The sequence below is a fragment of the Bradyrhizobium oligotrophicum genome, assembly GCF_051168495.1.
Classification (GTDB): Bacteria; Pseudomonadota; Alphaproteobacteria; order Rhizobiales; family Xanthobacteraceae; genus Bradyrhizobium; species Bradyrhizobium oligotrophicum_A.
On sequence record NZ_JBNPVB010000002.1, the window covers coordinates 319,527 to 341,265 of the forward strand.

At 66.8% G+C, this 21,739-nt stretch carries 20 protein-coding genes; 8 read left to right on the forward strand and 12 right to left on the reverse strand.

The window, feature by feature from the left end; all coding sequences use genetic code 11:
- Nucleotides 1-83 precede the first annotated feature (83 nt).
- Nucleotides 84-950: a LysR family transcriptional regulator gene (locus ACQR1B_RS05015; RefSeq protein WP_434834386.1), complete on the forward strand. Its 867-nt coding sequence runs from the start codon at nucleotides 84-86 to the stop codon at nucleotides 948-950.
- A 76-nt stretch (nucleotides 951-1,026) separates the two neighbouring features.
- Here ACQR1B_RS05015 and pdeM read toward each other — a convergent pair whose 3' ends face one another.
- The 4 genes from pdeM to ACQR1B_RS05035 all read right to left on the reverse strand — a co-directional run bounded on the left by pdeM (nucleotide 1,027) and on the right by ACQR1B_RS05035 (nucleotide 7,615).
- Nucleotides 1,027-1,710 (reverse strand): ligase-associated DNA damage response endonuclease PdeM, encoded by a 684-nt coding sequence (gene pdeM, locus ACQR1B_RS05020; RefSeq protein WP_434834385.1) that lies wholly within the window; start codon nucleotides 1,708-1,710, stop codon nucleotides 1,027-1,029.
- Nucleotides 1,711-1,724: 14 nt separating this feature from the next.
- On the reverse strand, nucleotides 1,725-4,283 hold the full coding sequence (locus ACQR1B_RS05025; RefSeq protein ID WP_434834384.1) for a ligase-associated DNA damage response DEXH box helicase: 2,559 nt from the start codon (nucleotides 4,281-4,283) through the stop codon (nucleotides 1,725-1,727).
- Nucleotides 4,284-5,341: 1,058 nt separating this feature from the next.
- Entirely contained in the window at nucleotides 5,342-6,571 is a 1,230-nt protein-coding gene (locus ACQR1B_RS05030; RefSeq protein ID WP_434834383.1) for an ABC transporter substrate-binding protein, read from the reverse strand.
- A 117-nt stretch (nucleotides 6,572-6,688) separates the two neighbouring features.
- Nucleotides 6,689-7,615: a methyltransferase domain-containing protein gene (locus ACQR1B_RS05035; RefSeq protein ID WP_434834382.1), complete on the reverse strand. Its 927-nt coding sequence runs from the start codon at nucleotides 7,613-7,615 to the stop codon at nucleotides 6,689-6,691.
- 114 nt (nucleotides 7,616-7,729) lie between these two features.
- Here ACQR1B_RS05035 and ACQR1B_RS05040 point away from each other — a divergent pair, with 114 nt between their 5' ends.
- From ACQR1B_RS05040 to ACQR1B_RS05060, 5 genes are all read left to right on the forward strand, one after another.
- Nucleotides 7,730-8,776 (forward strand): ligase-associated DNA damage response exonuclease, encoded by a 1,047-nt coding sequence (locus ACQR1B_RS05040; RefSeq protein ID WP_434834381.1) that lies wholly within the window; start codon nucleotides 7,730-7,732, stop codon nucleotides 8,774-8,776.
- Entirely contained in the window at nucleotides 8,773-10,494 is a 1,722-nt protein-coding gene (locus ACQR1B_RS05045; protein ID WP_434834380.1) for an ATP-dependent DNA ligase, read from the forward strand. Before ACQR1B_RS05040 ends, ACQR1B_RS05045 begins: the two co-directional genes overlap by 4 nt.
- Nucleotides 10,495-10,614: 120 nt before the next feature.
- A complete protein-coding gene (locus ACQR1B_RS05050; RefSeq protein ID WP_434834379.1) occupies nucleotides 10,615-10,923 on the forward strand; it encodes a DUF6460 domain-containing protein in 309 nt (102 codons plus the stop codon).
- A 13-nt stretch (nucleotides 10,924-10,936) separates the two neighbouring features.
- Nucleotides 10,937-11,671, forward strand: coding sequence for an MBL fold metallo-hydrolase (locus tag ACQR1B_RS05055; RefSeq protein WP_434834378.1), 735 nt, complete (start codon nucleotides 10,937-10,939; stop codon nucleotides 11,669-11,671).
- Nucleotides 11,672-11,811: 140 nt separating this feature from the next.
- Nucleotides 11,812-13,095 (forward strand): MATE family efflux transporter, encoded by a 1,284-nt coding sequence (locus tag ACQR1B_RS05060; RefSeq protein WP_434834377.1) that lies wholly within the window; start codon nucleotides 11,812-11,814, stop codon nucleotides 13,093-13,095.
- Nucleotides 13,096-13,190: 95 nt separating this feature from the next.
- Here ACQR1B_RS05060 and ACQR1B_RS05065 read toward each other — a convergent pair whose 3' ends face one another.
- Together ACQR1B_RS05065 and ACQR1B_RS05070 are read right to left on the reverse strand one after the other, a co-directional pair.
- Entirely contained in the window at nucleotides 13,191-14,285 is a 1,095-nt protein-coding gene (locus tag ACQR1B_RS05065) for a quinone-dependent dihydroorotate dehydrogenase (RefSeq protein WP_434834376.1), read from the reverse strand.
- Nucleotides 14,282-14,626, reverse strand: coding sequence for a DUF952 domain-containing protein (locus tag ACQR1B_RS05070; protein ID WP_434834442.1), 345 nt, complete (start codon nucleotides 14,624-14,626; stop codon nucleotides 14,282-14,284). Before ACQR1B_RS05070 ends, ACQR1B_RS05065 begins: the two co-directional genes overlap by 4 nt.
- A gap of 262 nt (nucleotides 14,627-14,888) precedes the next feature.
- Here ACQR1B_RS05070 and ACQR1B_RS05075 point away from each other — a divergent pair, with 262 nt between their 5' ends.
- On the forward strand, nucleotides 14,889-15,653 hold the full coding sequence (locus tag ACQR1B_RS05075) for a carbonic anhydrase (RefSeq protein ID WP_434834375.1): 765 nt from the start codon (nucleotides 14,889-14,891) through the stop codon (nucleotides 15,651-15,653).
- 200 nt (nucleotides 15,654-15,853) lie between these two features.
- Here the strand turns inward: ACQR1B_RS05075 and ACQR1B_RS05080 are convergent, their stop codons facing one another.
- The 6 genes from ACQR1B_RS05080 to ACQR1B_RS05105 form a co-directional block, all read right to left on the reverse strand.
- Entirely contained in the window at nucleotides 15,854-17,500 is a 1,647-nt protein-coding gene (locus ACQR1B_RS05080) for a lysine--tRNA ligase (protein ID WP_434834374.1), read from the reverse strand.
- Between the two features lie 110 nt (nucleotides 17,501-17,610).
- Nucleotides 17,611-18,519 carry a transporter substrate-binding domain-containing protein gene (locus tag ACQR1B_RS05085; RefSeq protein WP_434834373.1) on the reverse strand — a complete coding sequence of 303 codons (909 nt, stop codon included), beginning with the start codon at nucleotides 18,517-18,519 and terminating at the stop codon, nucleotides 17,611-17,613.
- Nucleotides 18,520-18,620: 101 nt separating this feature from the next.
- Nucleotides 18,621-19,217 (reverse strand): SCO family protein, encoded by a 597-nt coding sequence (locus ACQR1B_RS05090; RefSeq protein WP_434834372.1) that lies wholly within the window; start codon nucleotides 19,215-19,217, stop codon nucleotides 18,621-18,623.
- A gap of 21 nt (nucleotides 19,218-19,238) precedes the next feature.
- A complete protein-coding gene (locus tag ACQR1B_RS05095) occupies nucleotides 19,239-19,394 on the reverse strand; it encodes a hypothetical protein (protein WP_434834371.1) in 156 nt (51 codons plus the stop codon).
- Between the two features lie 153 nt (nucleotides 19,395-19,547).
- Entirely contained in the window at nucleotides 19,548-20,072 is a 525-nt protein-coding gene (locus ACQR1B_RS05100) for a hypothetical protein (protein ID WP_434834370.1), read from the reverse strand.
- A gap of 685 nt (nucleotides 20,073-20,757) precedes the next feature.
- Nucleotides 20,758-21,072, reverse strand: coding sequence for a hypothetical protein (locus tag ACQR1B_RS05105; protein WP_434834369.1), 315 nt, complete (start codon nucleotides 21,070-21,072; stop codon nucleotides 20,758-20,760).
- Nucleotides 21,073-21,284: 212 nt separating this feature from the next.
- On the opposite strand from ACQR1B_RS05105, the gene ACQR1B_RS05110 reads away from it, so the two are divergent.
- A complete protein-coding gene (locus ACQR1B_RS05110; protein ID WP_434834368.1) occupies nucleotides 21,285-21,650 on the forward strand; it encodes a nuclear transport factor 2 family protein in 366 nt (121 codons plus the stop codon).
- Nucleotides 21,651-21,739: the final 89 nt, after the last annotated feature.

A 21,739-nucleotide genomic window follows, 5' to 3' on the forward strand; every position in this document is an offset into this window, starting at 1 on the left:
GCCGCCGCTGTAGGGCCGTTCTTTCTCATTTGGAAATTAAATGATAGACTGAAACTCAGTGGAATTTCGAATGGAGGTCCCCGATGCTCGATCTGGAGCTGCTGCGCAGCTTCGTCTCGGTGGTCGAGGCCGGCGGCTTCACCCGCGCCGGCGAGCGCGTGCACCGCACCCAGTCGACCGTCAGCCAGCAGATCCGGCGGCTGGAGGAGGATCTGGGACAGACGCTGCTCGACCGCGACGGCCGCGAGGTGACGCCGACCGAGGCCGGCGAGCGGCTGTTGTCCTACGCCCGCCGCCTGCTGGCGCTGGCCGAGGAGGCGCGCGACGTCGTCGGACGGCCCGGACCGGACGGCGCGGTGAAGCTCGGCATCCCCGAGGATTTCGCCGCCTACCGGCTCGCCAAGCTGCTCGCCGCGTTCTCGCGCGCACATCCCCATCTCAGGCTCGACGTCCGTGCCGACCAGAGCCTGAACCTCAAGCGCGACATCGAGCGCGGCGACCTCGATCTCGCGCTGCTCAAGCGCGGCGTCGACGACGCCAGCGCGGCGATCGCGGCGTGGCCGGAGCAGGTGCATTGGGTGACCAGCAGGAGCCATCCGGTCAACCTCGACGCCCGCTCGCTGCCGCTGATCGGCTTTCCGCTTGGCTGCCTCTATCGCAGCCGCGCGATCCATGCGCTGGAAAGCGGCGGACGCGCCTGGCACATGGCCTACACCTCGTCGAGCCTCGCGGGCATTCAGGCCGCGGTCGCCGCCGGCATGGGGCTGAGCATCCTCTCCGAGATGTCGGTGCAGGCCGACCACCGCGTGCTGACCGCGCGCGAAGGTTTTGCGCCGATCGACCGCACCGAAGTCGCCCTCGTCGCCTCGCCCGCCGCGAGCCCGGCGACTCTGCGACTGGCCGACCGGCTGGCCGAGTTCTGCGAGAAGGTGCAGGCGAAGGCGGCCTAATGGGCAGCCTCCGCGCCCGCGAATGATCCATCCGACGTCCGATCATTCATCCAACCAACAACACCTCTTCACTCAACTAATAGCACCTCGCCGCCGCGATGCTGTGCAGGCGCGTGTCGCCGAGCACATGCGCAATGAAGGCCCGCTTGGGAAACAGTTTGGCGAAGGCGGCGTCGCAGACGCTCAGGCCGCCGGCATAGGCGCCGAAGGCCGGCATCACGGCGCGCTCGCCGTCGGAGACGAAGCAGCGCCGCTCCAGCGTGCGCACCCGGGTCGCCACGCGGGCCTTGGGATGCAGATGGCCGGCGATCTCGCCGCGCGCGCCGGTTGGCTCATGTCGGAAGGTCACTGCACCGAGCGTGACCGCGTCGGCAACCTCGCCGCCGATGCCGTGCGGGGCCGGATCGTGATTGCCCGTGATCCACACCCAGTCGCGGCCGACCTGCAGATTGGCGATGCAGGCGCGGTCATCGCCTGTGAGGCGCAGATGCGCATCGCGGTCATGAAAGCTGTCGCCGAGCGCGATCACGGTGCGCGGATCGTAGTGCGCGATGACGGTCGCGAGCCGGCGCAAGGTCGCCACGGTGTCGAACGGCGGCAGCAGGGTGCCGCGCGATGCGTAGCTCGAGCCCTTCTCCAGATGCAGGTCGGAGACGACGAGCAGGCGCTGCTCGTCCCACACCAGCGCGCCGGAGAGATCGACGCGCAGCGCGGTGCCGGCGACGTCCATCATGCCCGATGCGCAGAAAGTCCCCCGCAAGTCCTCGCCTCCCGCTACCCCATCGCTTCCTTCACGAGTTCCTCGGCGGCTTCGGCCAGGAGCTCGTCGGCGGCCTCGCCATAGACGGATTCTCGGCCGATTTCCAGCATCACCGGCACCGCCAAAGGCGAGACGCGATCGAGCGGGCGATGGGTGATTCGGCCCTCGATGCGCTGGAGCATATCACCGAGCCGCTTCAGATCGAGCAGGCCGGTGGCCGCATCGGCACGCGCGGCGCGCAACAGCATGTGATCGGGCTGATGCTTCCGCAGCACGTCGTAGACGAGATCGGTCGAGAACAGCACCTGGCGGCGGCTCTTCTCCTCGCCGGTAAAACGGCGCGGGATCAGCCCCGAAATGACCGCGCAAGAGCGGAAGGTGCGCTTCATCAGCGCCGATTCGGCGAGCCACGCCTCGAGGTCGTCGCCCAGCATGTCCGGATCGAACAGTGCGGCGAGATCGAGCCGGCCTTGGGCCACCATCAGCGACATGTCGCCGAGGCCCCACACCGCGAGCGCATATTCGTTGGCGACGAAGCCGAGCGGACGGGCCCGCGCCCGCTCCAGCCGCCGCGTCAGCAGCATGCCGAGCGTCTGATGCGCGAGCCGGCCCTCGAACGGGTAGCAGACGAGATAATGCTTGTTGGAGCGCGGGAAGGACTCGACCAGCAGCTCGCGCCGTGCCGGGATGCGCGAGACGTCGGTCTGCAGCGCCAGCCAATCGCGCACCTGCTCCGGCAATTGCCCCCAGGCCCGGCGGTCGGCGAGCAGCCCGCGCACGCGCTCGGCCAGATAGGTCGACAGCGGAAACTTGCCGCCCATGTAGGACGGCACCTTCGGATCGGCATCATTGGCTCTGCTGACGTAGACCTGATCTTCAGCGAGCGCCTCGTAGCGCACGATCTCGCCGCCGAACACGAAGGTATCGCCCGGTGTCAGGCCTTCGATGAAATATTCCTCGATCTCACCTAACAACCGGCCGCCGCGCGCGATCGCGCCTGTCGTTCCCTTGGCCCCGCCACGCCCCCGCACCAGCCGCACCTTCAGCATCGCCTCCTCGACGATGGTGCCGACGTTGAGACGATAGCTCTGCCGCACCTTGGGATTGGCGACGCGCCAGCGCCCCTGGGCATCCTGTTTGATGCGGGCGAAACGCTCATAGGTCTTCAGCGCGTAGCCACCGGACGCGACGAAGTCGACGACGTCGTCGAAATCGGCACGCGACAGCGATGCATAGGGCGCGGCGGTGAGGACCTCGGCATAGAGTTCGTCGGCAGAAAACGGCTCGGCGCAGGCGCAGCCGAGCACGTGCTGGGCCAGCACGTCGAGGCCGCCCGTGCGCAGCGGCGGCGTGTCCTGCGCATTGTCGGCGATGGCGTCGATCGCCACCGAGCATTCCAGCACCTCGAAGCGGTTGGCCGGCACCAGCACCGCGCGCGAGGCTTCGTCGAGCCGGTGGTTGGCGCGCCCGATCCGCTGCATCAGCCGCGAGCAGCCCTTGGGCGCGCCGACATTGATGACGAGATCGACATCGCCCCAGTCGACGCCGAGATCGAGTGACGAGGTGCAGACCACGCCGCGGAGTTTCCCCGCCGCCATCGCATCCTCGACCTTGCGGCGCTGGGCGACGTCGAGCGAGCCGTGATGCAGCGCGATGGCGAGATTATCGTCGTTGATGCGCCAGAACTCCTGGAACAGCATCTCCGCCTGGCTGCGGGTGTTGACGAACACCAGCGAGGTCTTGTTGGCCTTGATCAGCGCGTACATCTCGGCCAGCGCATGGCGCGCGGTATGCCCCGCCCAGGGCAGGCGCTCCTGGGTATCGAGCATCTCGACCACCGGCGGCGCAGCGCCGCCGGCCACGACGACATCGGCTGCCGCAACGGTGCCGCCTGGCTGCGGCACCAGAAAGCGTGCGAGCTGATCAGGCTCGGCGACGGTCGCCGACAGGCCGATCATGCGCATGTCCGGCGCCAGCCGCCACAGCCGCGCCAGCGCCAGCGACAGCAAGTCGCCGCGCTTGGAGGTGACCAGCGCGTGCAGTTCGTCGAGCACGACGCGCTGCAGCGACGAGAACAGAAACGGCGCGTCGTCGGACGCCAGCAGCAGCGCGAGCTGCTCGGGCGTGGTCAGCAGGATGTCCGGCGGATAGCGGCGCTGCCGCTGCCGCCGCGACACCGGCGTATCGCCGGTGCGGGTCTCGACCTTGATCGGCAGCCCCATCTCGGAGATCGGCGCGTCGAGGTTGCGCGCGATGTCGACGGCGAGCGCTTTCAGCGGCGAGATGTAGAGCGTGTGCAGGCCGGCGGGGCGGGCAATTGAGCGGGCCGTCGCCTTCGGTCCCAGCTCCACCAGGGTCGGCAGGAACCCAGCGAGCGTCTTGCCGGCGCCGGTGGGCGCGATCAGCAGCGCCGAGCGCCGGGCACGCGCCTTGTCCAGCAGCGCCAGCTGATGCGCACGCGGCGTCCAGCCGCGCGCAGCGAACCATTTCACGAAATGGTCAGGCAGCGCGGTGGGGTCGTCTTGCGGGGCTGGTGAGACGCGGGGCGGCACCGGGGGAAGGTAGGCAGTCATCGCCGGTTCGTCGAGGGTCGCGGTCGATGACGTGTGGCTGGCTCCGAAACAACGGCTAAAGGCCGAGCGTATCGAGGAGCCCTCCCGCGCTGCGCCACCCACCGCTGTCGTCCCTGCGAACGCAGGGACCCATAACCACCGTCCTCTGTGGGACGATGACTGGCAGTTGTGCCTGACAGAAAGATTCCGCGGTATGGGTCCCTGCGTTCGCAGGGACGACAGCGGAGTGTTTGGCTTCACTTCGGGTCTCATCGTGATCCCTACGAAACATGACGGCGATCACGGCAGGACACGCAACCGCGGCCTCGCGGCGGATCGCGCCCGAGCTTATTTGCAATGACGTCTCCCTCCGCGAGTGCAGAGGGCGCAGGGAAGGCCAGGCGTCGGCTGACGCCTGCGGCCCGCCTGCGAAAGAAATGCAGGCGGCAGGTACCACAGGTGCAGCCGGAAAACGCCCGGCCTTCCCTGCGCGATGGTTTTCACGCTTACTTCGCGCTCTCCCCGGTGTCCGGCTTGATAGCCACCGTCGCCCAGGGGATCATCCCCGGACTTGACGCCAGCATCGGGGCGCCAGGACCACGCGACTTCACGTCCGCAAGCTGCCGTTCGTCCGCACACCCGACAGGGCATGCTGCGACCTCTCGCGGCCATCGCATCCCCGCCTCGCGTGTCGTGACGATCGCGCGCAACGCCCCTTCTGCTTGAGGCGGGATGGGGAGAGAGAACCACAACTTCTGTAAAAACGCAAGTCATTTATTTTTTTCGGAATCAAACGAACCGAAATGGCATCGGCGCCGCATCACATTGCGCTGTCGTCCCTGCGAACGCAGGGACCCATACCGCGGAATCGATCGGTGAGGTGCAACTGCCAGTCATCGTCCCACCCAAACCGGTGGTTATGGGTCCCTGCGTTCGCAGGGACGACAGCAGTGCTCGGGGGCGCATCCCTGCCCCATCGTCATTGCAAGGAGCGCGGCGACGAAGCAATCCAGATTGCGTCCGCGGATGGCATCTGGATTGCGTCGCTTCGCTCGCAATGACGGATGAGCCCGCAGCGCCTATTCCGTCATCGGCTTCTCCGAGATCTGCCAGTCCTTGCCGTCGAAGATCGAGATGTAGAGCGTCTTCATCGGCGTGTAGTCGTCGGGCGTGTAGGCGTAGTTGACGCCGTCGAGGAAATAGGGCGAGTGGAAGCCGGCGAGCGTCGTGGCGTGCTTGAGCACGTTCTCCCGGGTCAGCGTGTCGCCGCAGCGGCGCAGGATTTCGGCCATCGACGCCGCCTGGCCGTAGCCGGCATAGGCGATGCTGTTGTCGGGATCGACGTTGGGCAGGTACTTGGCGCGCAGCGCCTCGAACCTCTTGACGTCCGGATCGTCCTTCCATTGCGGCACGCCGGCATCCTTGGAGTAGCGGATGGCAACGATGTCCTTGGCGTTCTCCAGACCCGCCGCGGACAGGATCGAGCGTCCGGTCGAGCCCGCCGACAACAGCTGCAGCGGCTTCCAGCCGAGCTCCGCCACCTTCCGGATCGACTGCGACGTCGCCTTGCCGGTTGTGATGTTGTAGAACACGTCCGCGCCCGACTTCGACAGGTTGATCAGCTGCGAGTCGACGGTCGGCTCGGTGAGATCATAGGTCTGCTCCATGATCACCTGCGCCTTGCCGCCGGCATCGGCCAGCACCTTCTTGAAGGGCCCTAGGAAGTCGCGGCCGAAATCATCGTTCTGATAGAGGATGCCGATCCTGCCTTCGGGCTTCACGCTCAGCACGTGCCTGGCGAGAATCCGCGCCTCGGTCGGATACAGCGGCAGGCCCGCCATGGTCCATTTGTAGGTCTTGGGGTCGTTCCACTTCGAGGCGCCGGTGTTGAGCAGCAGCTGCGGCACGCCCTTGGAGTTGAGATATTTGTGCACGGCGGTTTGCGGCGCGGTGCCGAGCGAGCCGTACAGCGCCAGCACCTCCTCCTGCTCGACGAGGCGGCGCGTCGCCTCGACGCATTTCGGCGCGCTGTAGCCGTCGTCCATGGTCAGGAACTTGATCTTGCGGCCGTTGATGCCGCCTTGCTCGTTGAGCATCTGGAAATAGGCCTCGCCGACGCGGCCGAGCACGCCGTACAGCGAGCCTGGGCCGGAGTGCGGCACGGTCTGTCCGAGCTTGATCTCGGTATCGCTGGCGCCGGCGTCGTACTTCTTGTCGGCCGCCCAGACGGAAGGCGAAGCGATGGTGGATGCACCGATGGTCGCGAGCGCGGTGGCGCAGAAATCGCGCCGCGTCAGATTGTTTTTCATTTGTTGTCTCTCCCTAGATGCCCGCATCTTTCTGGGATCGGGAGAGTCACGCAAGAGCCAAGTTGCGACCAACCGGCGCAGTGCAATGCGATGCCGGGGCTGTGCCAGCGTGTAGACTCAAGTTTTGCCGGCAACGACGACGAGCCCGCGCACGGGCGCCTGATCCTCGGTTCGCGGCGATGCCGGCGCGAGATGCATCAGCGCCAAGCCGATGGATGCGATGACGCCGGTGATATATTCCGCTCCATGGGCATAGCGCAGTCCCTTGCCCATGATCACACCACCGCCGTCATGGGTCTCCACGGTGAACGTCAGCAGCCCGCCCGGTCGCAGCACACGCTGCGTTTCGCGCAGCACCGGGGCGAGATCGCCAACATAGACCATCGCGTCCGCCGCGAGAACGAGGTCCGCGGAAGCGTCCGACTGCCGCTGCAGCGCGGCCGTCATGTCATCGACCTCGAGCTCGGCATAGAGGCCGGTTGCGCGCGCCTCGACGATCATGCCGGCCGACAGGTCGATGCCGATGAAGCTGTCGACATTGGTCGCGAATGCGGCGGCGCCGAGGCCGGTGCCACAGCCGAGATCGACCGCCCGCCGGAAATAGGCCGGCTTGTTCTCGGCCGCGCACACCGCGAGCACCGCCTTGAACAGGATCGCCGGCGCCCGGTAGTTGAGCCGCTCGATCAGTTCGGACTCGAAGCGCGGCGCATATTGGTCGAACAGCGACTGCACATAGGCCTTCGGCATGTCCGTGAGCGGCACGGCGCCGAGCTGCATCAGCCGCACATGGGCGCCGTGGCGGTCCTCCGGATCGGCGGCGATGGCGCCTTGAAAGGCCGCGATCGCCTTGTCCGTTTCGCCGAGCTCGACGCGGATCCTGCCGAGTTCGAACCAGGCCGAGGCGAAGTTGGGCGCGACCTCGATCGCCTGCTCCATCACCTCGGCGGCCGCGACCGGATCGCCCTTGAGATGCAGGTCGCGGGCGAACTCGTAGCGGCGGTCGGCGATCAGATCGCCGGAGGACAGGAACAGGCGGTGGGGCATGCTGGAACCATCGTCGGTGCGCGGCTGTCATTCCAGGAGATCGATACGCGGGTCAAGCCCGCGCATGACGGACCGAGGATGCGACGAGCTGAAATTCTCCCACGCGAGACCTATATGACCGGGATGCGCCCGCAAGACATCCTGCTGCCCGTTCCCGCCGGCCTGTGTTGCAAGGCCGGCAGCTTCCATATCGATCCCGTGCGCCCGGTCGAGCGGGCGCTGATCACGCATGGCCATTCGGATCATGCCCGGGCTGGCCATGGCGCGGTGCTGGCGACGCAGGAGACGCTCGACATCATGCGGCTGCGCTATGGCGAGAACTTTGCCGGCTCGACCCAGGCGATCCGCTATGGCGAGGAGGTCAGGCTCGGCGACGTCGGCGTGAGTTTTCATCCTGCGGGCCACGTGCTCGGCTCTGCGCAGATCAAGGTGTCATCCGGCGGCACCAGCATCGTCGCCTCGGGCGACTACAAGGATGCGCGCGATCCGACCTGCGCGCCGTTCGAGCTCGTGCAATGCGACGTGTTCATCACCGAGGCGACGTTCGGCCTGCCGGTGTTCCGCCATGGCGATGCAGCCGTCGAGGTGCGGAAGCTGCTGGCGTCGGTGGCGCTGTTTCCGGAGCGTGCGCATCTGGTCGGCGCGTATTCCCTCGGCAAGGCGCAGCGCGTGATCGCGCTGATCCGCGAGGCCGGTTATGATCAGCCGATCTATCTGCATGGCGCGATGGAGAAGATCACGCGCTACTATCAGGACAGGGGCATTGCGCTCGGCGAACTCAGGCCGGTCAAGGGCGTCAAGAAGGCCGAGCTCGCCGGCACCATCACGCTGGCGCCGCCGAGCGCGACCTCCGATCTGTGGACGCGGCGCTTCCCCGATCCGGTCACCGCCTTCGCGTCGGGCTGGATGCGCGTGCGCGCCCGTGCGCGCCAGCGCGGCATCGAGCTGCCGCTGGTGATCTCGGATCATGCCGACTGGGACGGGCTGACCGCGACGATCGCGGCGACCGGTGCCGGTGAAATCTGGGTCACCCACGGCCAGGAGGATGCGCTGGTGCATTGGTGCCGGAGCAAGGGCCTGGCGGCGCGGCCGCTCGACCTCGTCGGCTATGGCGACGAGGAGGAGAGCGAGACGGTGGCGAGCGAGGGCGCGGAGGCATGAACCGCTTCGCCGAACTGCTCGACCGTCTCGCCTACGAGCCCGGCCGCAACAACAAGCTGCGGCTGCTGACGGCCTATTTCCGTGAGGTCGAGGACCCCGACCGCGGCTACGCGCTGGCCGCGCTGACCGGCGCGCTGTCGTTCAAGCACGCCAAGCCGGCGCTGATCCGCGACCTGATCGCCGCGCGCACCGATCCCGTGCTGTTCGCGCTGTCGTATGACTATGTCGGCGATCTCTCCGAGACCGTCGCGCTGATGTGGCCGAAGCCGGCGCCGCAAGCTCGCTCGACTCCCTTCCCCGCAAGCGGGGGAGGCGCAGAGCCGCGCGCAGCCGCGCACGAGCAGGCTGGGCACAACAATCCGCCACCGCCGACGCTCACCGAGGTCGTCACCACCTTGCGCAGGCTCGGCAAGACCGAGATGCCGCGGCAGCTCGCGCAATGGCTGGACGAGCTCGACGAGACCGGGCGCTGGGCACTGCTGAAGCTCGTCACCGGTGCTTTGCGCATCGGCATCTCCGCGCGCCTCGCCAAGACCGCAGCCGCCGCGCTCGGCACCAAGGATCCGCACGAGGTCGAACTGGTGTGGCCCGGGCTGTCGCCGCCCTATCTCGACCTGTTCGCCTGGCTGGAGGGCCGCGGCGACAAGCCGGTCAACCAGGACCCGGCGCCGTTCCGTCCCGTGATGCTGGCCCATGCCGTCGAGGACAATGACTTCGCGAGCATGGAGGCGACCGACTACATCGCCGAATGGAAATGGGACGGCATCCGCGTGCAGGCGGTCAGCGGCCGCGACGCCGATGGCCGCATCGTCACACGGCTGTATTCGCGCAGCGGCGAGGACATCACGGCCAGCTTTCCGGACCTGCTGCCGTCGCTGCATCTGCCCGGCGCGCTCGACGGCGAGCTGCTGGTGGTGCGCGATCGCCGCGTGCAGAGCTTCAACGTGCTGCAGCAGCGGCTGAACCGCAAGACGGTGTCGCCGAAGCTGATGAAGGAGTATCCGATCCATTTGCGCGCCTACGACCTGCTCGGCGACGAGGATCACGATCTGCGCGAATTGCCGTTTGCCGAACGGCGCGCGAAGCTGGACGCATTCATCAGGCGGCTGGACGACCCGCGCGTCGACCTGTCGCCGACGATTGCCTTCGCGAGCTGGGACGAACTGAAGGCGGCGCGCGCCGATCCGGCGTCGGCCGGTGCCGGCGACGATGCCGAAGCGGTCGAAGGCGTGATGCTGAAGCGGCGCGACGCGCCGTATCTGCCGGGCCGTCCGAAGGGACAATGGTGGAAGTGGAAGCATGACCCGCACATCATCGACGCGGTGCTGATGTATGCGCAGCGCGGCCACGGCAAGCGCTCGTCCTATTACTCCGACTACACGTTCGGGGTGTGGACCGCAGGCGAGACCGGCGATCAGCTCGTGCCCGTCGGCAAGGCCTATTTCGGCTTCACCGACGAGGAGCTGTTGCAGATCGACCGCTTCGTCCGCCGCAATACCACCGAGAAGTTCGGCCCGGTGCGCCATGTCGTCCACGAGCCGGAGCAAGGGCTGGTGCTGGAAGTCGCGTTCGAGGGCCTGCAGCGCTCGCCGCGGCACAAATCCGGTGTGGCGATGCGCTTCCCGCGTATCAGCCGGCTGCGCTGGGACAAGCCGCCGCGCGACGCCGACCGGCTGGAAACGCTGGAGCGCATGCTGAAAAGCGAGACGGCGGCCTGACATCGCGGGAACATTAAATGCCAGTAACCGGCTTGCGGCGGTGACGCGGGTTCCCCACCTGCCCTGCCGTGCTTTATACTCGGGGTCGCGAATCCGACGAACCCGCCTGGAGACGATGACATGTCGAACGACGTCAGGGACTATCCGGCCCGCGCCCGCAGCTCGGATGGCCTGTATCGCTTTCTCGGCGGCTCACCGCTGTCGGTGGCGTTCCGGCTGGTGCTGCTGTCGATCCTGGTCGGCGTGGTGCTGTCGGCGATCGGCTTCGATCCGCTCAACATCCTCTACAGCATCCGGCTGCTGTTCATCCGGCTCTACGAGCTCGGCTTCGACGCCTTCAACTGGCTGTGGCGTTATTTCCTGCTCGGCGCCGTGATCGTGATCCCGCTCTGGTTCCTGTCGCGGCTGTTCGCCCCGCGCGGGCGGTGAGGAGACGCAGCCGATGCAGCTCCGCTTCGTCGGCTGCGGCGATGCGTTCGGCTCGGGTGGCAGGGCCAACACCTGCTTCCACCTGGGCGGCGCGCACACCAATCTGCTGATCGATTGCGGCGCGTCGTCGCTGCCGGGTTTGAAGCGGCTCGGCATCGCCTGCAACGATGTCGCGCTGATCCTGATCACGCATTTCCATGGCGATCATTTTGCGGGCCTCCCGTTCCTGCTGCTCGATGCGCAGTTTTCCAAGCGGACGCAGCCGCTGGTGATCGCCGGCCCGGACGGCATCGCGGCGCGACTGGGCCAAGTGATGGAGACGCTGTTCGAGCATTCGTCGACGACGCCGCGCAAATTCGAACTGTCGGTGGTCGCGCTCCAGCCCGAACGAACGACGCGCTTCGGCGACGTGAGCGTGACGCCCTATCCGGTCGTGCACGGCAACTCCGGCGGGCCGTTTCTCGGCTATCGCATCGCGGCCGAGGGGCGCGTGATCGGCTACACGGCCGACACCGAGTGGACGGAGAGCCTGATCCCGCTCGGCCGCGACGCCGACCTGCTCATCGCCGAAGCCTACACCTACGACAAGGCCGTGAAGAACCATCTCAGCCTTGCGGCGCTGGAGGCGCGTCTCGACGACATCAGGCCGAAGCGGCTGGTGCTCACCCATATGGGCGAGGACATGCTGGCGCGGCTCGGCACCCTGCCTCACGCGGCCGCGCATGACGGTATGACGATTGATCTATAGCCTCATACCCGGAAACCCGGTTAAGCTCGGTCCGGACCGGGGCTGAGACCCGCCGCACCCGCGCGGCGCGCTGTGCCGGCAAGGCGAGCATTCCGTTGCATTCACCGGGGCTGAACAAACCGGCCGTCACCTCGAGGCAGGTGTTCGACATCGCAGGGCCTGCGATGATCGCCAACCTGACCACGCCGCTGATCGGCATCGTCTCGACCACCGCGATCGGCCGGCTCGGCGAGGCCGCCATGCTCGGCGGCGTCGCGATGGCCTCGGTGATCTTCGACTGCCTGTTCTGGCTGTTCGCATTCCTGCGCGCGAGCACGCTCGCCTTCACCGCGCAATCGCTCGGCGCCGGCGAGACCGACGAAGTCCTGATGGTGCTGATCCGCGGCCTGGCTTTGGCGGCGCTGATCGGCCTTGCCTTGATCCTGCTGCAGCTGCCGCTGGGCGCCGTCATCTTCCAGGTCATGGGCGGCAGCGAGGCCGTGCTCGGCGCCGCCCGGACCTATTTCATGGTGCGGATCTGGTCGGCGCCGCTGGCGCTCGCCAACTACGTGGTGCTCGGCTGGCTGGTCGGGCTGGCGCGCGCGCGGCTGGCGCTGGCGGTCCAGGTCGCGATCAACCTGATCAACATGGCGGCGACGATCCTGCTGGTGCAGGTGCTTCAGGCCGGCATTGCCGGCGCGGCAATCGCCGCCGTCTTCGCCGAGGCCATCGGCGTCGCGATCGGCGTCGTGCTCGCGCGACGGCTGGTGCAGGGGGCGGCCGGGATCTCGCGGCCGGCGCTGCTCGACCGCGCCAAGCTGATGCACATGATGGCGGTCAACCGCGACATCATGATCCGCACCGCGGCGATGATCGTGGCGTTCCTGTTCTTCACCTCGCAGGGCGCACGCGCCGGTGATACCACGCTCGCCGCCAACGCCGTGCTGAACAACTTCCTGCTGGTCGCCGCCTTCTTTCTCGACGGTCTCGCCAACGCCGCCGAGCAGCTCTGCGGCTATGCGTTCGGCGCCCGCGACCGCGACGGCTTTGCCGGCGCGACCCGGCTGGTGCTGGCGTGGGGCTTCGGCTTCGCGCTGGTGGTGGCCGTGATCTTCGCGCTGTTCGGGCCGCTGCTGATCGACGTGATGACGGCGAGCCCGGCGGTGCGCAGCGCCGCGCGCGACTATCTGCCGTTCGTGGTGGCCTCGCCGCTGCTGTCGGTGTTCGCCTTCGCGTTCGACGGCGTCTATATCGGCGCCACCTGGGCGCGCGACATGCGCAATCTCATGGTGGCGGCACTGGCCGTGTTCCTCGCGATCTGGCTGGCGCTGCGCGGCTTCGGCAATACCGGCCTGTGGATCGCGATGCTCGGCTTCTACGCCGCCCGCGGCGGCTTCCAGGCCGCGCGCTATCCGGCGCTGCTGAAGGCGTCGTTCGGGAAATAGAGCAGAGAGTTCTGGTGGGCACGGCGCGACGCGGCTGATCGCCGCCGCGCGCCTTGCGCACCCTACGCATCGGCCCGAGCAGAGACAGCAGCGACCTAAACCGGCCAGTCCTCGGCCGTGATCGCCGCCGCGTCGGCGCCGACGATCTCCGACAGCTGCTCCCGCCCGGTGCGCAGCAGGGTCGAGGTCAGGTCGGCCTTGATGCTCTCGACGAGGCCGAGGCCCTTGTAGACCAGCGAGGAGTAGATCTGGATCAGGCTGGCGCCGGCGCGGATCTTGGTCAGCGCGGCGCCGCCGGTGTCGATGCCGCCGACGCCGATCAGCGGGAATGCGCCTTCGACGCGCACGAAGGTCTCCGCGACCATGCGGGTCGACAGCCGGAACAGCGGCCGCCCCGACAGTCCACCCTGCTCCTTGGCGCGTAGCTGTTCGCGCAGGCTGCCGGGGCGGGCCAAGGTCGTGTTCGACACGATCATGCCGTCGACGCCGCGCGAGCGCGCGACATGGACGACGTCGTCGAGCTCGGCGAGGCTGAGATCGGGCGCGATCTTGAGCAGCACAGGGGTGTCGCCGGCCTTGCGCCTGATACGGTCGCGCGCCTCCAGCACCTTGGACAGCAGCTCATCGAGCTGCGCGGCCTGCTGCAGATTGCGCAGGCCCGGCGTGTTCGGCGAGGAGACGTTGACGGTGAAGTAGCTTGCCACCGGTGCAAAGGTCTCGATCAGGCGGACATAGTCGGCGACGCGGTCGGCCGAGTCCTTGTTGGCGCCGACGTTGACGCCGACGATGCCGCCGTGATGGGCGCGGCCGGCGAGACGGCGCAAGACCTGCTCGGCACCGTCATTGTTGAAGCCCATGCGGTTGATGATGGCCTCGTCGCGCTCCAGGCGAAACAGCCGGGGCCGCGGATTGCCGCCCTGCGGCCGCGGCGTCACCGTGCCGATCTCGACGAAGCCGAAGCCGAGCCGCAGCAAAGCGTCTGGTGCCTCGGCGTTCTTGTCGAAGCCGGCGGCCATGCCGACCGGGTTCGGGAAGTTGAGCCCGAAGGCGCGCACCGCGAGCTTGGCATCGTCGGGCCGCGGCTTGAAGGCTGGCAGCAGCTTGAGGCCCTGGATGGCCAGACGGTGCGCGTCCTCGGCACCGAGCCAGCGCAGCAACGGCAGCGAAACAGTATCGAAGGCGCGGATCACGGCACGAGTTCCGGAATGTCGTGGCCGCCATCGGCACGGCTGTGCATCTGGTGGACGGCCGTCACAGCGCCGAGATCGAGCTCACCGTAGAGATGCGGAAACAGCTCGTCGTTGCGGGAGCGCTCCCAGCGCAAGCCGGCGCCCAGCGCATCCGAATCGACCTCGACCAGAAACAGCGCGCTCTGCCCAAAGAAGTGCTTACGCGCCGTCTCCGGGAGCTGCATGGCGGTCGAAAAATGGATGAAACCGTCGCGCAGATCATCTACGCTGCCGCGGTAAACGCCGTGCCGCTCCGCCTCGCGCCAGGCCGAAGCTGAGCAGATTTTGTAGATTTTAGGCACCTTGGTGCAGTCCTGGCTTGATCTTGAGTTTGCTGGTGTTTTTCGGGAGCGGCTGACCGTATCGGCAGGGGCCTGCGAACTCAAGCCTCGTTTGCCCGAACTGTCTCGACCGGACAGCCAGCCTGCGTCGGTACCCGATGGAACTGGCGTGAACGTAGCGTTCCTCAGCAAGGATTAACCTGATTCGGTTTTGCTGATTCGTGCGGCCCCTCGGGCGTGCCGCACGGATAGCAAGCATCACACTTGAATTTTGGAGATTGCCATGGACCGTCGTCACGTCTTGAAGGCCCTCGCCGGGCTCGCCCTCTGCCCCGTCTGCGCCACCCCAGGCTTCGCCGCCGAAGGCGGATCACATCATTGGAGTTACGAGGGCAACACCGGCCCGGCCAAATGGGGTGATCTCGATGCGGCGAACAAGGTCTGCGGCGTCGGTACGCAGCAGTCGCCTGTCAACATCGAGAATCCGACCCGGGCCCAATTGCCCGACTTCAGAATCAACTGGACCAGAAGCGCCGACACCATCGTCAATAACGGCCACACCATCCAGCTCAACTTCGCCGACGGCAGTGGGACGCTGAACCTCGCCGGCACCACCTACAAGCTGATGCAGGTCCATTTCCACCGGCCGAGCGAGCACCAGATCGGCGGCAGGAATTTTCCGATGGAGGCCCATTTCGTGCATCGCGCCGCGTCGGGCAACCTCGCCGTGGTCGGCGTGCTGATGACCACCGGCCGCCCCAATCCCGCCTTCGCACAGATCGTGGCCACGATGCCGGGCGAGGAAGGTCCCGCGGTCAAGGCCGATCCGCGCATCAATCCCAATCTGATGCTGCCGGCGCGCCGCTCCTACTATCGCTACGCCGGATCGCTGACGACGCCGCCCTGCTCGGAGGTGGTGGAATGGCTGCTGCTGAGCACGCCGATCTCGGTTGCGGACGCCGACGTCGCGAAATTCGCCAAGCTCTATCCGATGAACGCACGTCCGGTGCAGCAGCTCGACCGCCGCTTCGTGCTGCGGGGGGTGTAGTTCTCTCGCCGCTGGTCGCTTCGAAGCGAGGCGGCCACCCAGCACTCCGCCGTCGTCCCGGCCTCCGAGCCGGGACCCATACCGCGGAATTTCAGTTGTCTTGCGAGGTGGCGGATATCCGTCACCTCACATTGGCCGGTGGCTATGGGTCCCGGCTCAAGGCCGGGACGACACCTTTTGTACGGTGAACGACGTGCCCCTCACGCGCTGCGCGCCAGTGCCCCGTCGATCATGCTGACCGCATTGCTGATGCCGTAGACCGCGACGAAGGAGCCGAAGCGCGGGCCCTTCTCCTGGCCGAGCAGCACCTGGTAGAGCATGTTGAACCAGTCCAGCGACACGCCGGGCCGGCCGTCCTTGCCCTTCTTGACGTGGTCGAGGAACGGCTCGCGGCGGCCGATCTCGTAGACGATGTTCTGGATATCTTCGGCCGTCGCCTCGGCCGGAAGATTGGACAGCGCATCGCGCAGGTCCTGCAGCGCCACGCGCTCGCCCTCCGTCGGCTCGCGGAAGGTCTTGGTCGGGGCGACGAAGTCGCGGTAGTAGTTGATGGCGTAGCCGACCATCGCATCCAGCTTCGGATGCGTCGCCGGCGTGACGCCCGGACGGTAGCGGCCGATGAAGCCCCACAAGGTCTCGGCGTTCTCCGCGTTCGACGACGACACCAAGGTCAGCAGCAGCTGGAACGTAACCGGCATGTCGGCCTTCGGCGGCGTGCCGGAATGGATGTGCCACACGGGATTGCCGAGCTGCTGCTTGGGGTCCTGCTTTGGGAAGCCTTCCAGGAACTGCTGATAGTCGTCGACGTTGCGCGGGATCACGTCGAAATACAGCCGCTTCGCCGCCTTCGGCTCGCGGTACATGAACAGCGACAGCGATTCCGGCGAGGCGTAGCGCAGCCATTCGTCGATGGTCAGGCCGTTGCCCTTCGACTTCGAGATCTTCTGGCCCTTCTCGTCGAGGAAGAGCTCGTAGTTGAAGCCCTCCGGCGGAGTGCTGCCGAGCGCCGCGCAGATCTTGCCCGACAGCTTCACCGAATCGATCAGGTCCTTGCCGGCCATTTCATAGTCGACGCCGAGCGCGTGCCAACGCATCGCCCAGTCCGGCTTCCACTGCAGCTTGCAATGGCCGCCGGTCACCGGGACGGTCATCCGCTCGCGGGTCTCCGGATCGTCGTAGGAGATGGTGCCGGCCTTGGCGTCGTGCGCGACGATCGGCACGTACAGCACGAGGCCGGTGCGCGGGCAAATGGGCAGGAACGGCGAGTAGCTCGCGGCGCGCTCCTCGCGGAGCGACGGCACCATGATCGCCATCACCTTCTCCAGCCGCTCCAGCATGCGCAAGAGCGCCGCGTCGAACTTGCCGGAGGTGTAGTAGTCGGTCGCCGACGCAAACTCGTAGTCGAAGCCGAAGCGGTCGAGGAAGGCGCGCAGCCGGGCATTGTTGTGCGCGGCGAACGAGGGATATTCGTTGGAGAATGGATCGGGGATGCGCGACAGCGGCTTGCCGAGATGGCTCGCCAGCATCTCCTTGTTCGGCACGTTGTCCGGCACCTTGCGCAGGCCGTCCATGTCGTCGGAAAATGCCAGCAGCCGGGTCTTGATCTTGTCCTCGGTCAGCACGCGGAAGGCATGGCGCACCATGGTGGTACGCGCGACCTCGCCGAAGGTGCCGATATGCGGCAGGCCCGACGGGCCATAGCCGGTCTCGAACAGCACCTCGTCCTTCGGGGTCTTCTTCAGCCGGTTGACGATCGCCTTCGCCTGCTCGAACGGCCAGGCATTGGAGTTTTCGGCGAGCGCGCGCAGGTCGCTCGGGCTGGTCGGGACGAGATCGATCGTGGACATTTGAAGTACCGGTTTTCGAAAACGTAGGGTGGGCAAAGCGAAGGCGTGCCCACCGCTGGTGATGGTGGGCACGGCGCTGCGCGCCTTAGCCCACCCTACGGGTGAATCTTTCAGAACGGGCTGATCGAGAAATAGCGCAGCCACAGATCGGTGTAGCGGCCTTTTTCCCAGACCCGGAACAGCGCCCAGTTCAGGGCCTGGCGCAACAGGTCGTTGCCCTTGCGCACCCCGATCCCGACGCCCTCGCCGAAATAGCGGCTTTCGACGAAAGGTCCACCGGAAAAGGCGCAGCAATCGCCGGAATCGGTGCCGTTGACCCAGAATGCCAGCGAAATGCCGTCGCCGAAGATCAGATCGACCTCGGAGCGGCGCAGCGCCTGGCGCAGCGCATCGTCGTTCGGATAGGACTTGATCTCGGCATCGGTGAACATCGCCTTGAGGTAGGCCTCATGCGCGGTGCCGGCGACGGCGCCGATCTTCTTGCCCTCGAGAAATTCCGGGCGGATCTCGGTCATGACCGCATCGCGCCGCGACGCGAAGCGCGCCGGCGCCCGGTAATAGGGGTCGGAGAAATCGAGGCGCGCGCGCATCTGCGGCGTCACGGCGATGGAGGCGATGATCGCATCGCCGCGGTTGGAGGACACCGCGTCCAGCAGCGTCTCGAAGCGGCGCATCTGCACGGTGCAGGTGACCTTGATCTCGTCGCAGATCGCGCGCGCCAGGTCGACGTTGAAGCCGGCCGGATTGCCGTCCGGGCCGGTGAAATTGAACGGCGGATAGTCGGTCTCGGTGAGGAACCGGATCACGGTGAGACGCGACAGATCGGGCCGTTCGGGGCGGCGCCGCGGATCCCAGAAGCCGGGGACGGCCTGCGGCGCCGCTTCGACGGCGGGCCGGACGGGGGCCTGGGCGCGCACCTCGGAGCCGGCTGCGGCGAGGCCGACACAGAGCAGCACGCCGGCGATCGCGGCGCGGGCCGGGCGGATGAATCTCACGGGTGGTGACGAGGCGGTCGGCATCAGCGGTCCCGATGGTCAGCGCGCCTTATAGACCATCCCTGTGCAAATTCGAGGCTGGATTGAGCTCCGCGGCGGCCGCCCCGGCGCGAGCGTTAACGCGCTCAGAGGTATTTCTTCAGGTCCGCGGCCGCTTCCTCAGGGGTCCGTTTCAGGTTGAACGGCGCGACGAAGCGGCCGTTGCGGTCCATCAGATAGATCAGGGCGGTGTGGTCCATGGTGTAGTCGCCGTCCTTCAGGGGGACCTTCTTGGCATAGACCCGGTACTCGGTGAGGACCTTGGCCAGCACCTCGGGATCGCCGGTCAGGCCCTTCAGGCGCGGATCGAAGCTCGCAAGATAGTCCTTCATCGCCGCCGGATTGTCGCGCTCGGGATCGACCGAGATGAAATAGGCGTTGACCCCGTCGGCGTCCTTGCCCATCGCGCGCAGCACCTCGGAGATTTCGAACAGCGAGGTCGGACAGACGTCCGGACAATGGGTGAAGCCGAAGAAGATCAGGCTCGGACGGCCCTCGAGGCTCTTCTCGGTGACGACGGCCCCGCTCTGGTCGGTGAGCTGGAACGGTCCGCCGATCGCGGCCGGCGCCGCGATGTTGCGGCCGCCGCCGCCCATGACGAGGAACATCAGCGACAGCCCGACCACCAGGCTTGCGGCAAAGGCTCCGACGATCACCAGCGGGCGGGTGGCATTGGATGGCATGCCGAATTCCTTCATTCTGTCTCAGAAGCAGGCGCTGAGGCCGGCCGCGATGGTCTCGAAGAACACCGCGGTCCCGTATCGCGCCCACAGGGTCACGGCGCCGCCGACCAGGACGACGGCCACGACCCCGGCCGCCATGGCGAACGATATCTCTTGCGGCGCTGAAACTGGCGGCATGATGGCGTGCTCATCCGGCGGGAAACCGGCCAGAAATGGCACAAGCCGCTGCCCGCCTCTCCATACCAACCAGATAGGCCGCGCCGGCAGGCAAGGCAAGCGCGGCGCGGTTCCGGCCGGTCACATGGTGCGGAGAGCGGGGCCGAAGCCGAATCAGTGCGAGGCGGAGGCCTTGGCGGCGGCCGGCGAGATCGCCGGAGCATTGGGCGCAACCTGCGGCGAAGCCGGAGACGCCGCCTGGGCGTCCATGTAGCAGGGCTTGTACATCGCCTGCAGTTCCTTGCCCTTCAGGAAGATCATCCGGGGCGTGAGCCCGCCGCGCTGGGAGATCCAGCGGCGAATCTGCGAGGGATACATCGAATACAGCATCTGGGTCGCCTCGGGATTGGTGACGGCGCGGCCATTGGCGCCGAAATCCCAGGCCGCATGGAAGCCGAGATTCGCATGCGAGGTGACGCAGATCTTGTCGTGGGGGACGGCGCCGAGCACGATCGTGCAGGCCGACGCGCACAGCCCGTCGATGATCACATACTCACCGGCGGATCTCAGACCCTGGTACTTGTCGACATAGGTGCCGATCCGGCCGCCGCGGTCGTCGGCGATCCGGACAACGGCCTGACTCGCGCCGACCCCCGAGAGCAGCAATACGACCGCGAGCAACCCCGTCCAGAATTTCATGTCGAGCCCCAGTTCAACCCGGCAAAACCGATCTGACCGACTGTGATGTATCTTGTGATGCTTGGACTGCGACGAACCCTGCAACCACGCGCCTTCCCCAGAACCGCAACGCGAAAGCCAAATCCAAATCGCAGGTGCAGCGTGTTGCGAGATCGTGTTTTTGTCCAGGACGGTGCAGCGACCCCAACCAAATTCAGGTCAAGTGTTGCAAGCCCGCTGCACCATGCGGTTGTCATGGGGAGAAAATCGCCTCACCCTGGTTCCGAGCATGGCAGTCGCGCCACGAGCTGGGCAACGGCCCGGCATGATTCGCCCGAGGCGCGCGGTCTCAGCATCATGGCGGCGAAAAAAGCCCCGTAAGACTCCGGAGGTCGCCGGCACGCCTGAGACGGCTGAGCGGCGATGCAGCCGATGACGGTCGCGATCACGGTAATGCGAGAAGCTCTGACGACAGGAACCGAGTGTCACGGCCGATGCAACCCAAGGGTGCCATTCAAGCTGTCGTGAGGATCATTCCCAGGCCAGCCGAAGCCGCTTCGGCCGCGCCGGCGGGACGGAGCCCGGCCGCAACCTTGCGAAAGGAGCCAAACCCGAACCTTGGATGGTCCTATGCGATGCCCTCTAGCGCGGGAACGCGCTCGCCGCGGACCGCGCGACTTCTTCGCCCTGCCCCGCCGCCATCGAACTAATCGTCGGGCAGGCGGATGCTCGCGCCGAAGGTGACGCGCGGCGCATCGGCGGCACCAAGCTCGATCTGCCGCTCGGGCACCTCCTGGTAGCTGCCGTCTTCAGTCTTTCTCAACGCGTATTGCCAGACCGTTAACGCCTCACCGCGCGCCAACGCGTCGCGGATGCGGCTCGCGCCGCGTCCCGGCAGTTTGAGCAGATCGTCGCGCATCATGCCGATCATCGTCGGGCCGTCGCCCCGATGCAGCTCGAAGAACACCATGCGATTGGGCTTGTCGTGCGGCTTGAGCACGGTATCCGCCGTGAACAGCACGAGACAGATTGCGACGGCAATCCATTTCCAGGTGTCGGACAACATGCGACGCAATTCCCCCGCACAGTCTCCGTACGCTTGTTAAGCGTCATCGGAAGAACCGGCAACTTACAGTTTTGTCATGGCAAATGAGATGACGCCGGACGTAATCGATTCGTCGCGCGAGCGGCGCGATCTTCGCCTCCTCGTCGTTCACAACATGGAGAGCACCGATGACCGACACCGCCGCAATTGCCGACGGCTACATTGCACTGTGGAACGCGCGCGAAACCGCGCAACGCCGCACACTGCTCGGCGTTCACTGGCGCACCGACGCCAGCTATGTCGATCCGCTGATGCGCGGCGACGGCCATGACGGTATCGAGGCGCTGGTGGAAGGCGTGCAGCAGCGCTTCCCTGACTTCCGCTTCCGCCTGCTGGGCGCCGCCGACGGCCACGGCAACTACGTCCGCTTCTCCTGGACGCTCGGTCCGGACTCGGCCGACGGCCCGATTCAGGGCACGGACTTCGTGGAGCTCGCCGACGGCCGCATCCGGCGCGTCACCGGATTTCTCGACCGCGTGCCCGAGGGCGCCTGATCGACGACGGTCGGCGCTCCGGTCCGGCGCGCCGCCTGCGCGGGCCAGTCAGCGACGTATTCGGGATCCGCGAAGATGGGCGTTCAGCA